Origin of the sequence: Kluyvera sp. 142486 (assembly GCF_046569695.1) — a bacterium.
Taxonomy (GTDB): Bacteria; Pseudomonadota; Gammaproteobacteria; order Enterobacterales; family Enterobacteriaceae; genus Kluyvera.
Map to the genome: position 1 here is coordinate 137,332 of NZ_JBKHUI010000011.1, position 17,330 is coordinate 154,661.

Sequence of the window (17,330 nt, forward strand, 5' to 3'; positions counted from 1 at the left end):
GTTATTCAGTGACTCGCGCCAGCCCCGTTTTGCCCCCGCGATTTTTACCCGCCCGCCGCATAAAGTTTCTTTTTGGGATGCCGATAACAGCCGTAACAAGTCATAGAGAAGGTGCTGTATGTTAAACCGTATCCGCGTTGTCACGCTGCTGATTTTGGTGCTGGTCGTCTTCGCACTTTTGCAGTTAGTCTCCGGGGGCTTTCTGTTCTCCTCGTTGCATCAAAACCAACAAAGCTTTGCGCTATCTAATACGCTTCGAACCCAACAAACCGAGCTCACGAAATCGTGGGATCTTTTACTGCAAACCCGTATCAACCTCAGCCGCTCCTCGGCGAGGATGATGATGGATGCGGCCAATCAGCAGAGCAGCGCCAAAACTGAACTGCTGAAAAATGCCCGCACCACGCTGGAACAAGCTGCCGGCCACTTCGCGCGGTTTAGCGAGACCCCTGCGCTGCCTGCAATGAGCGATGCCAGCCAACAGGTGGCGAAAACCTATCAGCATTATTATGCCGCGCTGCAGGAGCTGGTCGGCTTCCTTGAAGCGGGCAATATGGATGCCTATTTTGCGCAACCGACGCAGGGTATGCAGAACGCGCTCGGCGAGGCGATGACCCAATATGCCAGCCAAAGCGAAGCGCTCTATCAGAACGCCTTTACCACCAGTAGCAGCGACTATCAGATAGCCCGCTGGCAGCTGCTGGTGCTGGCGGTGGTGCTAGTCGTTGTGATGGTCGGCGCCTGGTTTGGCATTCGCGCTATTTTGCTGAAGCCGCTGGCATCGGTAATGGGCCATATCCGCCATATTGCGGCGGGCGACCTGACCCCAACGCTTTCGCTGCGTGGGCGTAACGAAATCACTGAACTGGCCGACACCGTGAATCATATGCAGGCCTCGCTGATTGATACCGTGACGCACGTTCGTTCGGGTGCTGAAGCGATTTACCATGGCACCAGCGAAATCGCGGCGGGCAATAACGACCTTTCGGCGCGCACCGAACAACAGTCGGCTTCGCTCGAAGAGACGGCGGCCAGCATGGAACAGCTGACGGCAACCGTGAAGCAGAATGCGGAAAACGCCCGTCAGGCATCGCATCTGGCGCAAAGCGCCTCTGAAACCGCCCAGCGCGGCGGCAACGTGGTGAACGGCGTGGTGAACACCATGCATGAAATCGCCGCCAGTTCGCAGAAAATCTCCGATATTACCGGCGTTATCGACGGTATTGCCTTCCAGACCAATATTCTGGCGCTGAACGCTGCCGTGGAAGCGGCGCGCGCCGGTGAGCAGGGGCGTGGCTTTGCGGTGGTGGCCGGCGAGGTGCGCAATCTGGCCAGCCGCAGCGCGCAGGCGGCAAAAGAGATCAAGGCATTAATTGAAGATTCCGTCTCACGGGTCGATACCGGTTCTGTGCTGGTAGAAAGCGCGGGTGAAACCATGACCGATATCGTCAATGCGGTTACCCGAGTAACCGACATTATGGGTGAAATTGCCTCGGCTTCCGATGAGCAGAGCCGTGGGATCGATCAGGTGGCGATTGCCGTCGCAGAAATGGACAGCGTCACCCAACAAAACGCCGCGCTGGTGGAAGAGTCGGCAACGGCCGCCGCCGCGCTGGAAGACCAGGCCGAACGTCTGAATCAAGCCGTTGCGGCTTTCCGCCTTAACGTCGCATCTGCACAGCATGTAACAAAAACTGCCCCGGCCCCGACAGTGGCGAAACGCCTCGCGTCGAGTGGCGACCGGGCTGCCGACAGCAACTGGGAAACTTTTTAATTTTATCCGCGGTCTTTGCCGCCTTTAGGAGTGTGGTGATGCTTTATCGTATTCGAATCTCTACCACGTTGTTTCTGATTTTGATTCTCTGCGGCATTTTGCAGATTGGCAGTAACGGACTCTCTTTTTGGGCTTTTCGCGATGGGCAAAGCAATATTAATCAGATAGACCAGAGCAGCCAGCAGTTGAACACCTTGACCGAGTCTCGCGCCGCGATGCTGCAGGCCAGCACCATGCTCAACAAGGCCGGGACGCTGACCGCGCTGAGCTATCCGCCGGATGAAGTGCGCAGCATTGTCGATGATGTGAAGCAGAATTTGTCGCAGGCCGACGCGCTGTTCCAGGGCTTTATGGCGCTGCCGTTGATGGGCGAACATGACAAAGAACTGCAGGCGCAGACGGCGAAAACCTTTACCGCCTGGCATGAAATGTTAGCCCATCAGACGGCCTGGCTTGAGAACAACCAGTTGGCGGAGTTTGTGGCGGCACCGGTACAAAAATCGCAGGACCAGTTTGATAACGACTACGAAAGCTGGCGCAAAAATATCGAGAACTACGTGTCTGCCGCCGAACGCGAAAGCCAGAGCGACTATCAACGTTCGTCGATTACTTTTATTGGCATGGTGATTATTTCGGTACTGATCACCGTCGGCGCCCTGTGGTGGGTGCGCCATATGGTGGTCAAGCCAATGGGCATCATCAGCAGCCATTTTGACAATATTGCTCACGGCAATCTGGCGCGTCCGATTGCTGTCTATGGCAAGAACGAAATCAGCGCCATCTTTGCCGGTCTGAAAACCATGCAGCAATCGCTGCGCGACACCGTCGGCCAGGTGCGCGAAGGCAGCTATGCGATGCATACCGGAATTTCGGAAATTGCTGCCGGCAACAACGATCTCTCTTCACGTACTGAACAGCAGGCCGCTTCGCTGGCGCAAACCGCCGCCAGCATGGAGCAATTGACCGCTACCGTGAGCCAGAACGCCGATAACGCCCGTCAGGCTTCTAACCTGGCACATGGCGCGGCGGATACGGCAAAACGCGGCGGCGAGCAGGCCTCACACGTGGCCCGCACTATGCACAACATCGCCACCAGTTCACGCAAAATCAGCGACATTATCAGCGTAATTGATGGCATTGCTTTCCAGACCAATATCCTGGCGCTGAACGCTGCGGTGGAAGCCGCGCGTGCGGGCGAGCAAGGGCGCGGGTTCGCGGTGGTGGCGGGAGAAGTCCGTAATCTGGCGAGCCGTAGCGCGCAGGCGGCGAAAGAGATCAAAGGGCTGATTGAAGAGTCGGTGGCCCGCGTGCAGGAAGGGTCGGCGCTGGTGGAAACCTCCGCCAATACCATGACCGAGATTGTGCAGTCGGTGACCCGCGTGAACGACATTATGGGTGAAATTGCCTCCGCCTCGGACGAGCAGCGTCGCGGCATTGAGCAGGTGGCGCAGGCGGTGACGCAGATGGACCAGGTTACCCAGCAGAACGCCTCGCTGGTCGAAGAGGGCGCGGCGGCAACGCAGCAGCTTGCCGACCAGGCCGACCGCTTAACCAACGTGGTATCGGTATTTGCCCTGGAAGAAGTGAAAGCGGCGGCCCCGGGCGAAAGCGTAGAGTTGGCCGCAGTACCTGCAGTTTCCTGAATGATGTGATGTAAGAAGGCGCTATGACTGTATCTCTGCCAAATGGGCAATCGCAATTATTGAGTCAACTGACACAGCGCCTGACGCTTACCGACGGTCAATTCCGTCGGATCTGTCAACTGATCTACCAGCGCGCCGGTATCGTGCTGGCCGATCATAAGCGTGACATGGTTTACAACCGCCTGGTGCGGCGTTTGCGTACGCTGAACCTTGACGACTTTGGTCATTACCTCAGCTTGCTGGAGGCCAACGGCGACAGTCCCGAGTGGCAGGCGTTTATTAACTCGTTGACCACTAACCTGACGGCGTTTTTCCGTGAGGCGCACCACTTTCCGACGCTGGCGGAGCACGCCGCGCGTCGCCAGGGCGAATACCGAGTGTGGAGCGCGGCGGCTTCAACCGGGGAAGAACCTTACTCCATCGCGATTACCCTCGCCGACACGCTGGGTACCGCGCCGGGGCGCTGGAAGGTCTATGCCAGCGACATCGATACCGAAGTGCTGGAAAAGGCGCAGAGCGGCATTTACCGCATGGATGAGCTGAAAACGCTCTCCCAGCAACAGCTTCAGCGCTATTTCATGCGCGGAACCGGGCCGCATTCTGGCCTGGTGCGTGTGCGTGCCGAACTGGCGAACTACGTGGATTTCTCCACGCTGAATTTGCTGAATGCCCACTACCAGGTGCCGGGGCCGTTTGATGCGATCTTCTGCCGCAACGTGATGATCTATTTCGATAAGACCACGCAGCAGGAGATCCTCAAACGCTTTGTGCCGCTGCTGAAGCCGGACGGCCTGCTGTTTGCCGGGCATTCGGAAAACTTCAGCCACCTGGCCCGTGAGTTCAGCCTGCGCGGACAAACGGTCTATGCGTTAAGTAAGGGAAGAACATGAAAAAAATAAGGGTCCTCTCCGTGGATGATTCGGCGCTGATGCGGCAGATCATGACGGAAATCATCAACGAGCATGACGACATGGAGATGGTCGCTACCGCGCCGGACCCACTGGTCGCTCGCGACCTGATAAAAAAATTTAATCCTGACGTACTGACGCTGGACGTCGAAATGCCGCGTATGGACGGCCTCGACTTTCTCGAGAAGCTGATGCGCCTGCGCCCAATGCCGGTGGTGATGGTCTCATCGCTGACCGGAAAAGGCTCAGAAGTGACGCTGCGAGCGCTGGAGCTGGGGGCGGTGGACTTTGTCACCAAACCGCAGCTTGGCATTCGCGAAGGGATGCTGGCCTACAGCGAAACCATCGCTGAGAAGGTGCGTGCCGCATCGCGCGCGCGCATCAGCGCTCACAAGCCGCTGCCCGCACCGGTAACGCTAAAAGCAGGCCCGCTGCTCAGCTCCGAGAAACTGATTGCCATTGGCGCCTCGACCGGCGGTACCGAGGCGATTCGCCACGTGCTCCAGCCGCTGCCGCTCTCCAGCCCCGCGCTGCTGATAACCCAGCATATGCCACCGGGCTTTACCCGCTCGTTCGCTGAGCGGCTCAACAAGCTCTGCCAGATAACGGTGAAAGAGGCGGAAGACGGCGAACGCGTGCTGCCGGGCCACGCCTATATTGCGCCGGGTGACAAACATATGGAGCTCGCGCGCAGCGGGGCCAACTATCAAATCAAAATTCACGACGGGCCGCCGGTTAATCGCCATCGCCCGTCGGTTGATGTGCTGTTTCATTCGGTTGCGAAGCACGCGGGGCGCAATGCCGTGGGGGTGATCCTCACCGGCATGGGCAACGACGGTGCGGCCGGGATGCACGCGATGTATCAGGCGGGTGCCTGGACCATCGCGCAGAATGAAGCCAGTTGTGTGGTGTTCGGCATGCCGCGTGAGGCCATCAATACCGGTGGCGTCAGCGAAGTGGTCGATCTTAGCCAGGTAAGCCAGCAGATGCTGGCAAAAATCAGTGCCGGACAGGCAATACGTATTTGATCAGGAGAATTATTTTATGGCGGATAAAGAGCTTAAGTTTTTGGTTGTGGATGACTTTTCCACCATGCGTCGCATCGTGCGCAACCTGTTAAAAGAGCTGGGATTTAACAACGTTGAAGAAGCAGAAGACGGCGTAGATGCGATGAACAAACTGCAGGCCGGTGGTTTTGGCTTTGTGATCTCCGACTGGAACATGCCAAACATGGACGGCCTCGAGCTGCTGAAAACCATTCGCGCTAATGGTGCCATGGCGGCGATGCCGGTGCTGATGGTGACGGCGGAAGCGAAGAAAGAGAACATTATTGCTGCCGCACAGGCTGGGGCCAGCGGATACGTGGTGAAGCCGTTTACCGCCGCGACCCTGGAAGAGAAGCTGAACAAAATCTTTGAGAAACTGGGCATGTGAGGTGACGAACATGATGCAATCTTCCATCAAGCCCGGCGATGAACACTCCGCCGCGGATATTATTAGCCGCATTGGCAATCTGACCCGTATGCTGCGCGACAGTCTGCGCGAGCTGGGTCTGGACCAGGCCATTGCGGAAGCGGCAGAGGCGATACCCGATGCCCGCGATCGCCTCGACTACGTGGTGCAGATGACCGCGCAGGCAGCCGAACGCGCGCTCAACAGCGTGGAGGCTTCGCAGCCGCATCAGGATGAAATGGAGAAGGGTGCAAAAGCGCTGACCCAGCGCTGGGACGCCTGGTTTGAGAACCCGATTGAGCTTGCCGACGCCCGCGAACTGGTGACCGATACCCGTAAGTACCTTGGCGACGTGCCGGGGCACACCAGCTTTACCAACGCCCAGCTGCTGGAAATCATGATGGCGCAGGATTTCCAGGACCTGACCGGTCAGGTTATCAAGCGTATGATGGACGTCATTCAGGAAATTGAACGTCAGCTGCTGATGGTGCTGCTGGAGAACATCCCCGAGCAGGGCGCTCGCCAGAAACGCGAAAACGATAGTCTGCTCAACGGCCCGCAGGTTGATACCTCCAAAGCGGGCGTGGTGGCCAGCCAGGATCAGGTTGACGATCTGCTGGACAGCCTCGGTTTCTAACGTAACGCTACCCCGGAGTCGGTGCTGCGCACCTCGTCCGGGCTACGCCATACCCTTTGTCGCCCGGCCGAGCAACGCGACGCCGGGATATTCCCGCATTAAACTCACCCGTATTTCCTAAAATGAAGCCAACATCACGTTGGCTTACGCCTGAGTGCCATTCCGTTATATAGACTTGTCATAATTATTACGCTTAAATAGTTATCAACGAGACCTGAAACAATATTTATTTTTCAATCCTTGCTATTAATTAAGGTCGGTAGGCTATTGCCCAAATAAATTCTGGAGTGCGCATGCGAATATTACGCGACAGTGATTTCTTTCACTCTGAACAACATGCATTTTGCCTCTTCACCATGAATAACCAGTTAATGGAAGGCGTACATGGGCATGAGTTTGATGAGCTGGTTATTGTCCGGGATGGCAGCGGGTTTCATATTGTTAATGATATTGTCCATTTTATTTGTAAGGGTGATTTCTTTCTCGTTACAAAGAATGACACCCACAGCTACGTTTCCACTAATCATCTTTCGGTGATTAATATATTAATTCGCAGAAATCACAATTTTCATTTTTTACAGCATATCGACGCTTTGCTGCAGTGTGTGAAAACACAATTGCAGTCGCGCAAGGACTGCACGCTAACGTCGAGTGAACTGGCAAATATCGAAGGCTGGAGCGAACAGATCATTGCGCGCAACGAGAACGACTACGACACGCTCTATTTTTCGCAGTGTGAAGCGGCATTTCTCAACGTGATCAACACGCTGTGCCAGTGCGGTTACCAGACGCAAGCGCTTAGCGTCGAGGAGAAAGGGCGCGCAAGCCTCATCCGCACGCTGAAATCCAACAGCCTGCGGCAGCTAGACTGGAGCGCACTTAGCGATGATAACGGCGTCGCGCGGCGTACGATGTTTCGCTTTATCAAACGTATTACCGGCTACACCCCGGTGAAATTTCAGATGCTGTTTCGGGTTCTCAAAGCCCAGGAACTGCTACGCACCACCGACAAAACGATCGGCGAAATAGCCGCGCGCTGCGGCTTTATGAATGCGATTAGATTAAGCGAATCGTACAAACGTTATTTTAATTATTCACCCACCCATGAACGGGAGCTGCATTCACGGGTGTTAACGCAGATCTGATTTTCGGCTAATAACAATAAAACGACAGCAATTTTATCTCAACAATCGCCGTGGGAGGGGAGCCAGCACGCTTCTCCTTTCACCTCTCAGCATTAAGGGATAGGTTATGGAAAAAAATAGAACACCCGGCCCCTGGTATATTGGGGTGGTGTCAGGAATGGCATCGTATATTGATTCTGCCGCCATTGTCTCAAATGGTACCGCGCTGGTTATTTATCAAAAAACCATCGGCATTACTGCGCTGGAAATTGGTATTTTATCCGGCCTGTTAACCCTTTGTATCGCCGCCGGTGCATTCTGCGGTGGCCGCCTTGGCGACCGCATTGGGCGACGCAACGTCTTTATTATCACCATGGCGATGATCGTTATCGGCACGCTGGCGTTAGCCTTTGGCCTGAGCTTCCATTTCCTGCTGCTTGGCACGCTGCTGGTGGGGCTGGCGACGGGAGCGGATTTACCGGTGTCGCTGGCCACCATCTCAGAAGCGGCGTCCGACGAGAACCGCGGCAAAATTATCGGCCTGTCGAACCTGCTGTGGCTGGTGGGGATCGGCGCGACGATGGGCATCTCGGCGGTGGTCGGCGACTGGGGAAAGATTGGCGCGCAAATTATGTATCTGCACGTTGGCCTGGTGGCGGCGGTGCTGCTCATCCTGCGCTGGTCGATTCCTGAATCGCCCCTGTGGCTCGCCGCGCGCGATGAACTGCGCCGGGGCGTGGCGACCGTCCGCGCACAGAAAAACGGCTGGCGCGACCTGCTGGACAGTAAATACCTGTGGCCGTTTCTCTCGCTGTGCGCCTTTTACACCTTCACCAATCTGGCAGCCAATACCGGCGGGCAGTTTGGTACCTATGTCGCCGTTAACGTGGTGGGCATTTCGGTTAGCACCAACTCGCTCTGGGGATTATTGATCCTGCCGGTGAGCGTCGCTTCGGGGCTGCTGTTTATGCGCATTGTCGATACCTCAAAGCGCATTCCCTTTTTCATCTTTGGCGCGGTGATGATGTCCGGTGGTTACTTTGTGCCGGTGCTGCTGAATTTCTCGCCGCTATCCTGGTTCTGCTGCCTGCTGTTTACCAACATCGGTACCGGCTTTGCCTTTGAAGGGATCATGAAAGTGTGGGCCCAGGAGTCGTTCCCGACCATGCTTCGCGCCACCGCCCAGGGCGTTATCGTCGGTGTGGCCCGCTTGACCTGCGGCCTGCTGGCCTTCGTCACGCCAGTGCTGCTGAGCGCCGGGCCGATGGTGCTCTACTGCTTGCTGACGGCGATTGTGGTGATCGGGATGGTCATCGGCTGGCTGTGCTTCCACGGCAAACAGCGCAATGAATTTAATGCAGAAACGGAAATGGTCGCAACGGTGGACGAGCGCTCTGCTTCCCACGACACGCTGCGGGTAAAAGCCTGAACACGACGTTATTAAGGAAATCACTATGTTGGCAGTAGAGAAAGTCACGCTTAACTATGAACGTTCGCTGGCGGGCTGTGAAATGCTCCCGCTATTTGGCTGGACCATCAACAGTAGCTTACGCAATGTCGTGCAGCGGAGCTGGCGGCTGCAGTTAGCAACGTCGGCCAGTTTTGATGACCCGTGCTATGACAGCGGCGACATCCACGATGACCGCTCGAATAATGTTGCGCTGCCTGCGTTTACCTGCGCGCACTCCACGCGCTACTACGCACGGGTTCGGATCACCGACAATCACGGCCAGAGCAGCGACTGGAGCCCGGAAGCCTCGTTTATCACCGGCCTGCCTGCCGAAGAGTGGCAGGGCGAATTTATCTCAGCGGAAACGCCGCAGGATAAAGCCGAATCGAAAGGTACGTTGCTGCGCCAGGAATTCACCCTGCCGCAGGGGGCCGATATCGTTTCGGCGGTGGTCCATGCCAGCGCGCTGGGGCTTTATCAGCTGTGGCTTAACGGCGATAAAGTGGGCTGCGATGAGCTGGCACCGGGATGGACCAGCTACCACCACCACCTGCTGTACCAAACCTGGGACGTGACCGAACGGCTACGCGAAGGAACGAACGCTATCGGCGCGATGGTGGGTGCGGGCTGGTACAAAGGGGATATGAGCTTTAACCGCCATCGCAACTACTACGGCGAGCAGACTGGGTTTATTTGCCATCTGGTAGTGATGCTGCGCGATGGCAGCCAGCAGATTATCGCCAGCGACGGGCGCTGGCAGGCGAGCGATTCGGCGATTCTGTTCTCGGAAATCTATGATGGTGAAATCTACGATGCTCGCCTTGAACAGCGCGGTTGGAGCGAGCCCGGCTTTGCGGCGCAGGGGTGGCGAGCGGCGAACGTGCTGGCGGCCGACCGTGCGGTGCTGCAGCCGCAAATCGCCTGCCCGGTGCGGGAGATTGAACGCTTAGCGCCGTGGTCGCTGTTCACCACCCCGAAAGGGGAGACGGTGCTCGACTTTGGGCAAAACCTCAGCGGCTGGGTCGAGTTTTGCGTGCGCGGCGCGGCGGGTGATAACGTCTCGCTGCGCCATTTTGAAGTGCTGGACGCAGAGGGGAACGTCTATCTGGACAACCTGCGCACCGCCAAACAGCGCATCGACTACACGCTGCGCGGCGGCGACGAAGAGCGCTATCACCCGCACTTTACCTTCCAGGGTTTCCGCTACGTGATGATTGAACGCTGGCCGGGAACGCCGAAGCTGAGCGATTTTGAAGCCGTGGTGCTGCATTCGGCGATGGAGCCCACCGGCCATATTGAAACCTCAAACGCCGACCTGAACCAGCTTCATCACAATATTCTCTGGGGCCTTAAGGGCAACTTTGTCGATATTCCCACCGACTGCCCGCAGCGCGATGAACGTCTTGGCTGGACCGGCGACGCGCAGATTTTCTGCCGCACCGCCAGCTATCTGATGCAGACCGACACCTTCTTTGCCAAGTGGCTGGTGGATCTGGCGCACGACCAGACGCCGGAGGGCGGCGTGCCGCACGTGATCCCCGACATTCTCACCGGTAAATGCGATAACGACCGTTTCCTGTCGCACGGACGCACCCACTCGTCCGCCGCGTGGGCCGATGCCGCGGTGATCAACCCGTGGACGCTGTATCTGATGTATGGCGATACCCAGACGCTGGCACGACAGTACCAGAGCATGAAGGCCTGGGTGGAGTTTATGCGGGCTAACGCGGTCGACAATATGTGGTCGTGGAAGCTGCAGTTTGGTGACTGGGTGGCGCTGGATGCCCGCGAGGGGAGCTATTTTGGCGCGACGCCGAACGAACTGACCTGCATGGCCTACTATGCGTTGTCGACGCAGCTGCTGGCGAAGTCAGCGAAGGTGCTCGGTCATGAGGAGGACTATGAACGCTACACGGCGCTGCACGCGTCGATCGTTGACAGCTTCCACCGTGAGTTCTTTACCCCGAACGGCAGGCTGGCGGCGAGAACGCAAACCGCGCATATTCTGGCGCTCTACTTCCAGCTGCTGCCGGAGGCCTATCGCGAACGTACGGTACAAACCCTGCTGACGCTGCTGGAGGAGCAGGACGGGCATCTGGTGACCGGCTTTGTCGGTACGCCATACTTCTGCCATGCGCTCAGCGAGAACGGGCAGGCCGAGGCGGCGTGGCAACTGCTGTTGAAGGACGATTTCCCTTCCTGGCTGTATCAGGTGAAGGCCGGGGCGACGACCATCTGGGAGCACTGGGACGGCGTGAAGCCGGACGGCACCATGTGGAGCCCGGACATGAACTCGTTTAACCACTATGCCTACGGTGCCATCGGCGAATGGCTGTACCGGGCGGCGGCGGGGATCAACACCGAAGAAGACGCGCCGGGCTTTAAGCGCTCGGTGCTGCATCCGATTCCTGGCGGTAATCTGGCCTGGCTGAACGCGCGCTACGCCTCGGTATATGGCGATATTAGCGTGCACTGGACGCAGGAGGCGGCGCAGGGAAGCCAGACGATAACCCTTGAGGTTGAGATCCCGGCGAATACGCGTTCGACGCTGGTGCTGGACCGAGCGCATACGCTGCTGGAGACGGACGGCCTCGACTTTACGCCATCTCCGGCGGGCTATTGCGCCGAAGTCGGCTCAGGGCGATACCGGGTTATCTTCCTGCGCTAATCATGTAGGCCGGATAAGGCGTTTACGCCGCCATCCGGCACTCTGCACGGGTTCTGCCGGATGGCGCTGCGCTTATCCGGCCTATAAAACCCATAAACGCTCGAATTCCTTCACTTTCGTTCCGTTATTCGCCCTATTGGCAACGCGCGGCATCGAGATAATACTCGCGACCGTAATTGCGAGAGTGCAGCCGTGGCAGAAGAAAGCGACGACGACGACAAAACAGAAGACCCCACACCCCAACGACTTGAAAAAGCCCGTGAAGAGGGGCAAATCCCGCGTTCCCGCGAGCTGACATCCGTGCTGATGCTGCTGGTGGGCGTTTGTGTGCTCTGGCTGGGCGGGGAGTCCCTTGCGCGGCGACTGGCAAACCTGCTCTCCGGCGGCCTGCGTTTTGACCACAGCATCGTTAACGATCCCAATTTGATTCTCGGGCAGATAATCATGCTGCTCAAAGAGGCCATGTTGGCGCTGCTGCCGCTGATTGTTGGCGTGGTGACGGTGGCGCTAGTGGCTCCAATGATGCTCGGCGGCCTGGTATTCAGCACCAAATCCCTCGCCCTCAAGCTCGACAAACTCAACCCGCTGCCGGGGATTAAGCGCATGTTCTCCGCCCAGACGGCGGCGGAACTGGCGAAAGCCATTATGAAAGCGGTGCTGATGGGCACCGTTGCAGGCTTCTTTATGTGGATGCACTGGCCGCAGATGATGCGACTGGTGAGCGAATCGCCGCTGTCGGCGATGGGCAACGCGCTGAATATGGTCGGGCTCTGCGCGCTGCTGGTGGCGCTGGGGATTATCCCGATGGTGGGGTTTGATGTCTTCTGGCAGATCCACAGCCATCTGAAAAAGCTGCGTATGTCGCGTCAGGATATCCGTGACGAATTTAAACAAAGCGAAGGCGACCCGCACGTGAAAGGGCGTATTCGCCAGATGCAGCGCGCGGCGGCGAGACGACGCATGATGGCGGACGTGCCAAAAGCGGACGTTATCGTCAACAACCCGACCCACTACTCGGTGGCGCTACAGTACGACGAAAACAAAATGAGTGCGCCGAAAGTGGTGGCGAAAGGCGCGGGGCTGGTGGCGCTGCGTATTCGCGAAATCGGCGAAGAGAATCGTATCCCGATGCTGGAAGCCCCGCCGCTGGCGCGTGCGCTCTACCGCCATGCGGATATTGGCCAGCAGATCCCCGGCCAGCTTTACGCGGCGGTGGCGGAAGTACTGGCCTGGGTCTGGCAGCTTAAACGCTGGCGGCTCGCGGGCGGCCAACCGCCGAAAAAACCGGATAACTTACCGGTGCCAGAGGCACTGGATTTTTTGAACGAGAAGGACTCTGATGGCTAATCTTGTCGCAATGCTGCGCCTCCCCAGCAACCTGAAATCCACCCAGTGGCAGGTGCTTGCCGGGCCGGTGCTGATCCTGCTGATCCTGTCGATGATGGTGCTGCCGCTGCCGGCCTTCGTCCTCGATCTGCTTTTTACCTTTAACATTGCGCTGTCGATTATGGTGCTGCTGGTGGCGATGTTCACCCAGCGTACCCTGGAGTTTGCCGCGTTCCCGACCATTCTGCTGTTTACCACCTTGCTGCGCCTGGCGCTGAACGTCGCCTCCACCCGTATTATTCTGATGGACGGACATACCGGTGCGGCGGCAGCGGGGAAGGTGGTCGAAGCCTTCGGCCACTTCCTGGTGGGCGGTAACTTCGCCATCGGTATCGTGGTGTTTATCATCCTCGTTATCATCAACTTTATGGTTATCACCAAAGGTGCCGGGCGTATCGCGGAAGTGGGCGCGCGCTTCGTACTGGACGGGATGCCGGGCAAACAGATGGCGATTGATGCCGACCTCAACGCCGGGATCATCGGTGAAGAAGAAGCGAAAAAACGCCGCTCGGAAGTGACTCAGGAAGCAGACTTCTACGGTTCGATGGACGGTGCGAGTAAGTTCGTTCGCGGTGACGCCATCGCCGGTATCCTGATCATGGTCATCAACGTCATCGGCGGCCTGTTGGTCGGCGTATTGCAGCACGGTCTGGATCTCGGCAAAGCGGCGGAGTCTTATACCCTGCTGACCATCGGTGACGGCCTGGTGGCCCAGATCCCGGCGCTGGTTATCTCGACGGCGGCGGGCGTTATCGTCACGCGCGTCAGTACCGAACAGGACGTAGGCGAGCAGATGGTCGGCCAGCTGTTCAGTAACCCACGCGTGATGCTGTTGAGCGCCGGGGTGCTGGGTCTGTTGGGCCTGGTGCCGGGCATGCCGAACCTGGTGTTCTTACTGTTCACCGCTGCGCTGTTAGGGCTGGCCTGGTGGATCCGCGGTCGCGAAATGAAAGCGCCGGAACAGCCTCAGGCGGCGAAACCTCAGGAAGCCAGCACGCAGGCCGTTGAGGCCACCTGGAGCGACGTACAGCTTGAAGATACCCTCGGCATGGAAGTGGGCTACCGGCTGATTCCGATGGTGGATTTCCAGCAGGACGGCGAACTGCTGGGGCGCATCCGCAGTATTCGTAAGAAATTCGCGCAGGAGATGGGCTTTTTGCCGCCGGTGGTGCATATCCGCGACAATATGGATCTGCCGCCTGCGCGCTACCGTATTCTGCTTAAAGGCGTTGAGATTGGCAGCGGCGAAGCCTATCCGGGGCGCTGGCTGGCGATTAACCCTGGAACCGCCGCCGGTACGCTGCCGGGCGAAGTCACCACCGACCCGGCCTTTGGTCTGGCGGCTATCTGGATTGAAAGCGCGCTGAAAGAGCAGGCGCAAATTCAGGGCTTCACGGTAGTGGAAGCCAGTACCGTGGTAGCGACCCATCTTAACCATCTGATTAGTCTCCATTCGTCCGAGCTGTTTGGCCGTCAGGAAGCGCAGCAGTTGCTGGATCGCGTCTCGCAGGAGATGCCGAAACTGACCGAAGATCTGGTGCCGGGCGTGGTGACGCTCACCACACTGCATAAGGTGCTGCAAAATCTGCTCGATGAGAAAGTGCCGATTCGCGATATGCGCACCATTCTGGAAACGCTGGCGGAGCACGCGCCGATTCAGACCGATCCGGGCGAGTTAACGTCCGTGGTGCGCGTGGCGCTGGGCCGGGCGATTACCCAACGCTGGTTCCCGGGTAACGACGAAGTACAGGTGATAGGTCTGGATACGCCACTCGAGCGTCTGTTGCTGCAGGCGCTGCAGGGCGGCGGCGGGCTGGAGCCGGGGTTAGCGGACCGTCTGCTGGCGCAAACTCAGGAGGCGCTGGCGCGTCAGGAGATGCTCGGCGCGCCGCCGGTGCTGCTGGTGAACCATGCGCTGCGTCCGCTGCTGTCGCGCTTCCTGCGCCGCAGCCTGCCACAGCTGGTGGTGCTGTCGAATATGGAGCTGTCGGATAACCGTAATATCCGCATGACGGCAACCATTGGAGGTAAGTAATGCGCAGATTACTGCTGTTACTTTGTCTGCCGCTGATGGCGCAGGCGGCGGGCGAGGGGGCCTGGCAGGCGAGCCGCATGGGCATTACGCTTAATCATCGCGGCGTGGCCGCCTCGTCGGCACCGCTGACCGCGTCACAGCCCGTTCAGGGGGCAACAACGCTGGTGGCCTGGCGCTATGAGCTAAATGGCCCAACGCCTGCAGGATTGCGCACTCGCTTGTGTTCGCTGACCCGCTGTACCGAACTGGATGCCCAGAGTGGTACCACCATGGCGTTTAGCCAGGTGTCGGCATCAGAACCTTTTCGTTTTATCTGGGAAGTTCCCGGCGGTGGGCGATTAATTCCAGCATTGAAGATACAAAGCGTACAAATTATCGTTAACTACCGCTAACCGCCGCACAATTCACCAATCGCCACCTTAATCTGGTGGCGATGTCGCATTTCTGGTCCTTCCTTTTGATCGTAAAGAAACGTTGTTTTATAAATCAGTGACACATATGCCACGACTCTTTGCATTTTTGCCAATCCAGCCGTCGTGCTGGCAGAAATAGGAAGGTATCCCTCTACGCATACTTTTACTGTAGCCGTGTCAGTACTCCTTTTGGTGAAGCGCTAGCGCGCCGAAGGAGTTCCAATAATAAAAGGCACAGGATTGACGGCAATGAATAGAACGCGAAAAATAGGATTGGTGAATTACTTCGCCTACGGTTCGGGCGATTTTCTCGGCGCAGGTACCACCGCGCTGACCGCCGCATGGCTCCTCTACTTCTACACCACCTTCTGTGGGCTATCTCCCATCGAAGCGACCTTTATTTTTGCAACCGCCAGGGTTCTGGACGCGGTTGTCAGCCCGCTGATGGGCTTCTTAACCGATAACTTCGGCTCGACCTGGTTCGGCAAACGCTTCGGTCGTCGTAAGTTCTTTATTCTGCTCGGTATTCCCTGCGTGTTCAGCTACTCCTTTATGTGGATAGGGGACATGGGTTTCTGGTACTACCTGGTGACCTACCTGATCTTTGACGTGGTTTACACCATGATTCTGGTGCCGTACGAAACGCTGGTGCCGGAAATGACCGACGATTTCAAACAGAAGACCAAATTCTCCGGTGCGCGTATCGGTATGGCGCAGATGTCGGCGATTCTGGCCTCCTTCCTGCCGGGCATCCTGCTGACCCACTTTGGCAAAGACAACGCGGTCTCCTTCTTCTACGCCAGCCTGGTGTTCTCGGTGCTGTGCGCGCTGATGCTGACCTTTGTCTGGTTCTTCACCTGGGAACGTCCGCGTGAAGAGTGGACCGAGGCGGCGTTGAAAGCGGAAGCGGAGAAGAAACACCTGACCTTCGGCCAGAGCATGAGCCGTCTGTTCATCGAACTCTCCTCAACGCTGCGCATTAAGATTTTCCGTCAGCATCTGGGAATGTACCTCGGCGGCTATATCGCTCAGGACGTGTTTAACGCCGTCTTCACCTACTATGTGGTGTTTGTGCTGATGCAGGAAGCCTCGGTGGCCTCTAACCTGCTGGGCACCATGGCTATCTTCCAGTTCATCGCCGTTATTGCCATGATCCCGCTGTGCATTCGCTTTGGACCTGCGCCGTCTTACCGCATGGTGGTGGTCCTGTTTGGTATCGGCTCGTTCTCCTACGCGGCGCTGTACTACGCAGGCCTGAGCGATATCTACTCGCTGCTGCTGCTGATTTCTGCGGTGGCCGGTCTGGGCCGTGGCGGTATCAACTACGTACCGTGGAACACCTACACCTATATTGCTGACGTGGATGAAGTGATTACCGGCCAGCGCCGTGAGGGCATCTTCGCGGGCATCATGACCCTGACCCGTAAAGCCTCTCAGGCAGGTGCCGTGATGCTGGTGGGGATCATCATGCAGCTCTCCGGCTTTGTTTCCGGGCAGAAAACGCAGCCGCCTGAAGTCAGCCACACCATTCTGCTGATCCTCAGCATGGGGACCATCATCGTGCTGGCGCTGGGCTTCCTGGTCTCACTACGCTTTAAGCTGAACCTGAACACCCACGGCGTACTGCGCGAAGAAACCGCGAAAATGCGCGATTCCGGCCACGTGGTACCCGAAACCGTCACTGCCGAGGCGCGTGAAACCGTCGAAATGCTGGCAGGTATGCCGTACGAATCCCTGTGGGGCAATAACAATATTGGTTATCTGAATCGTAATAAACCTGCCGCACCTTCGCTGAAGCAGGCTGCAACATTGAATTCGACTTACAACAGAGGTTAGAGAT

13 protein-coding genes are annotated in these 17,330 nt (G+C 57.6%); all 13 read left to right on the plus strand.

Annotated elements, in window-relative coordinates; genetic code table 11:
* Window positions 1–118 precede the first annotated feature (118 nt).
* The 13 genes from tar to ACLGE8_RS13955 all read left to right on the plus strand — a co-directional run bounded on the left by tar (window position 119) and on the right by ACLGE8_RS13955 (window position 17,326).
* Window positions 119–1,774 (plus strand): methyl-accepting chemotaxis protein II, encoded by a 1,656-nt coding sequence (tar, locus tag ACLGE8_RS13895; protein ID WP_410999267.1) that lies wholly within the window; start codon window positions 119–121, stop codon window positions 1,772–1,774.
* A 38-nt stretch (window positions 1,775–1,812) separates the two neighbouring features.
* Window positions 1,813–3,417, plus strand: a complete 1,605-nt coding sequence (locus ACLGE8_RS13900) for a methyl-accepting chemotaxis protein (RefSeq protein ID WP_410999269.1) — start codon at window positions 1,813–1,815, stop codon at window positions 3,415–3,417.
* A 23-nt stretch (window positions 3,418–3,440) separates the two neighbouring features.
* Window positions 3,441–4,307, plus strand: coding sequence for a protein-glutamate O-methyltransferase CheR (cheR, locus tag ACLGE8_RS13905; protein ID WP_185667550.1), 867 nt, complete (start codon window positions 3,441–3,443; stop codon window positions 4,305–4,307).
* Window positions 4,304–5,353, plus strand: a complete 1,050-nt coding sequence (locus ACLGE8_RS13910; protein ID WP_333497575.1) for a chemotaxis response regulator protein-glutamate methylesterase — start codon at window positions 4,304–4,306, stop codon at window positions 5,351–5,353. Before cheR ends, ACLGE8_RS13910 begins: the two co-directional genes overlap by 4 nt.
* A gap of 16 nt (window positions 5,354–5,369) precedes the next feature.
* A complete protein-coding gene (gene cheY / locus ACLGE8_RS13915) occupies window positions 5,370–5,759 on the plus strand; it encodes a chemotaxis response regulator CheY (protein ID WP_410999271.1) in 390 nt (129 codons plus the stop codon).
* A gap of 10 nt (window positions 5,760–5,769) precedes the next feature.
* Window positions 5,770–6,414, plus strand: a complete 645-nt coding sequence (cheZ, locus tag ACLGE8_RS13920; protein ID WP_220439271.1) for a protein phosphatase CheZ — start codon at window positions 5,770–5,772, stop codon at window positions 6,412–6,414.
* A 293-nt stretch (window positions 6,415–6,707) separates the two neighbouring features.
* Entirely contained in the window at window positions 6,708–7,559 is an 852-nt protein-coding gene (locus tag ACLGE8_RS13925; protein ID WP_410999273.1) for a helix-turn-helix domain-containing protein, read from the plus strand.
* 157 nt (window positions 7,560–7,716) lie between these two features.
* Window positions 7,717–8,967, plus strand: a complete 1,251-nt coding sequence (locus ACLGE8_RS13930; RefSeq protein WP_410999275.1) for an MFS transporter — start codon at window positions 7,717–7,719, stop codon at window positions 8,965–8,967.
* Window positions 8,968–8,992: 25 nt separating this feature from the next.
* Window positions 8,993–11,656 carry a family 78 glycoside hydrolase catalytic domain gene (locus ACLGE8_RS13935; protein ID WP_410999277.1) on the plus strand — a complete coding sequence of 888 codons (2,664 nt, stop codon included), beginning with the start codon at window positions 8,993–8,995 and terminating at the stop codon, window positions 11,654–11,656.
* Window positions 11,657–11,848: 192 nt separating this feature from the next.
* The gene (flhB, locus tag ACLGE8_RS13940) at window positions 11,849–13,003 is read left to right on the plus strand and encodes a flagellar biosynthesis protein FlhB (protein WP_410999279.1); all 1,155 of its coding nucleotides are present in this window, start codon (window positions 11,849–11,851) and stop codon (window positions 13,001–13,003) included.
* Window positions 12,996–15,077 carry a flagellar biosynthesis protein FlhA gene (gene flhA / locus ACLGE8_RS13945; RefSeq protein WP_410999281.1) on the plus strand — a complete coding sequence of 694 codons (2,082 nt, stop codon included), beginning with the start codon at window positions 12,996–12,998 and terminating at the stop codon, window positions 15,075–15,077. The genes flhB and flhA overlap by 8 nt, the downstream gene beginning before the upstream one ends.
* Window positions 15,077–15,469 (plus strand): flagellar protein FlhE, encoded by a 393-nt coding sequence (locus ACLGE8_RS13950; protein WP_410999283.1) that lies wholly within the window; start codon window positions 15,077–15,079, stop codon window positions 15,467–15,469. The genes flhA and ACLGE8_RS13950 overlap by 1 nt, the downstream gene beginning before the upstream one ends.
* Window positions 15,470–15,739: 270 nt before the next feature.
* Complete coding sequence (locus ACLGE8_RS13955; protein ID WP_410999285.1) at window positions 15,740–17,326, plus strand: MFS transporter; 1,587 nt, start codon at window positions 15,740–15,742, stop codon at window positions 17,324–17,326.
* Window positions 17,327–17,330: the final 4 nt, after the last annotated feature.

Excerpts from the sequence above, each read along its gene's own strand:
- tar (WP_410999267.1), top strand. The coding sequence starts at position 119 with ATGTTAAACCGTATCCGCGTTGTCACGCTGCTGATTTTGGTGCTGGTC.
- flhA (WP_410999281.1), top strand. The coding sequence starts at position 12,996 with ATGGCTAATCTTGTCGCAATGCTGCGCCTCCCCAGCAACCTGAAATCC.
- ACLGE8_RS13910 (WP_333497575.1), top strand. The coding sequence starts at position 4,304 with ATGAAAAAAATAAGGGTCCTCTCCGTGGATGATTCGGCGCTGATGCGG.
- ACLGE8_RS13955 (WP_410999285.1), top strand. The coding sequence starts at position 15,740 with ATGAATAGAACGCGAAAAATAGGATTGGTGAATTACTTCGCCTACGGT.
- ACLGE8_RS13900 (WP_410999269.1), top strand. The coding sequence starts at position 1,813 with ATGCTTTATCGTATTCGAATCTCTACCACGTTGTTTCTGATTTTGATT.
- ACLGE8_RS13925 (WP_410999273.1), top strand. The coding sequence starts at position 6,708 with ATGCGAATATTACGCGACAGTGATTTCTTTCACTCTGAACAACATGCA.
- cheZ (WP_220439271.1), top strand. The coding sequence starts at position 5,770 with ATGATGCAATCTTCCATCAAGCCCGGCGATGAACACTCCGCCGCGGAT.
- ACLGE8_RS13930 (WP_410999275.1), top strand. The coding sequence starts at position 7,717 with ATGGCATCGTATATTGATTCTGCCGCCATTGTCTCAAATGGTACCGCG.
- cheY (WP_410999271.1), top strand. The coding sequence starts at position 5,370 with ATGGCGGATAAAGAGCTTAAGTTTTTGGTTGTGGATGACTTTTCCACC.
- ACLGE8_RS13950 (WP_410999283.1), top strand. The coding sequence starts at position 15,077 with ATGCGCAGATTACTGCTGTTACTTTGTCTGCCGCTGATGGCGCAGGCG.
- ACLGE8_RS13935 (WP_410999277.1), top strand. The coding sequence starts at position 8,993 with ATGTTGGCAGTAGAGAAAGTCACGCTTAACTATGAACGTTCGCTGGCG.
- cheR (WP_185667550.1), top strand. The coding sequence starts at position 3,441 with ATGACTGTATCTCTGCCAAATGGGCAATCGCAATTATTGAGTCAACTG.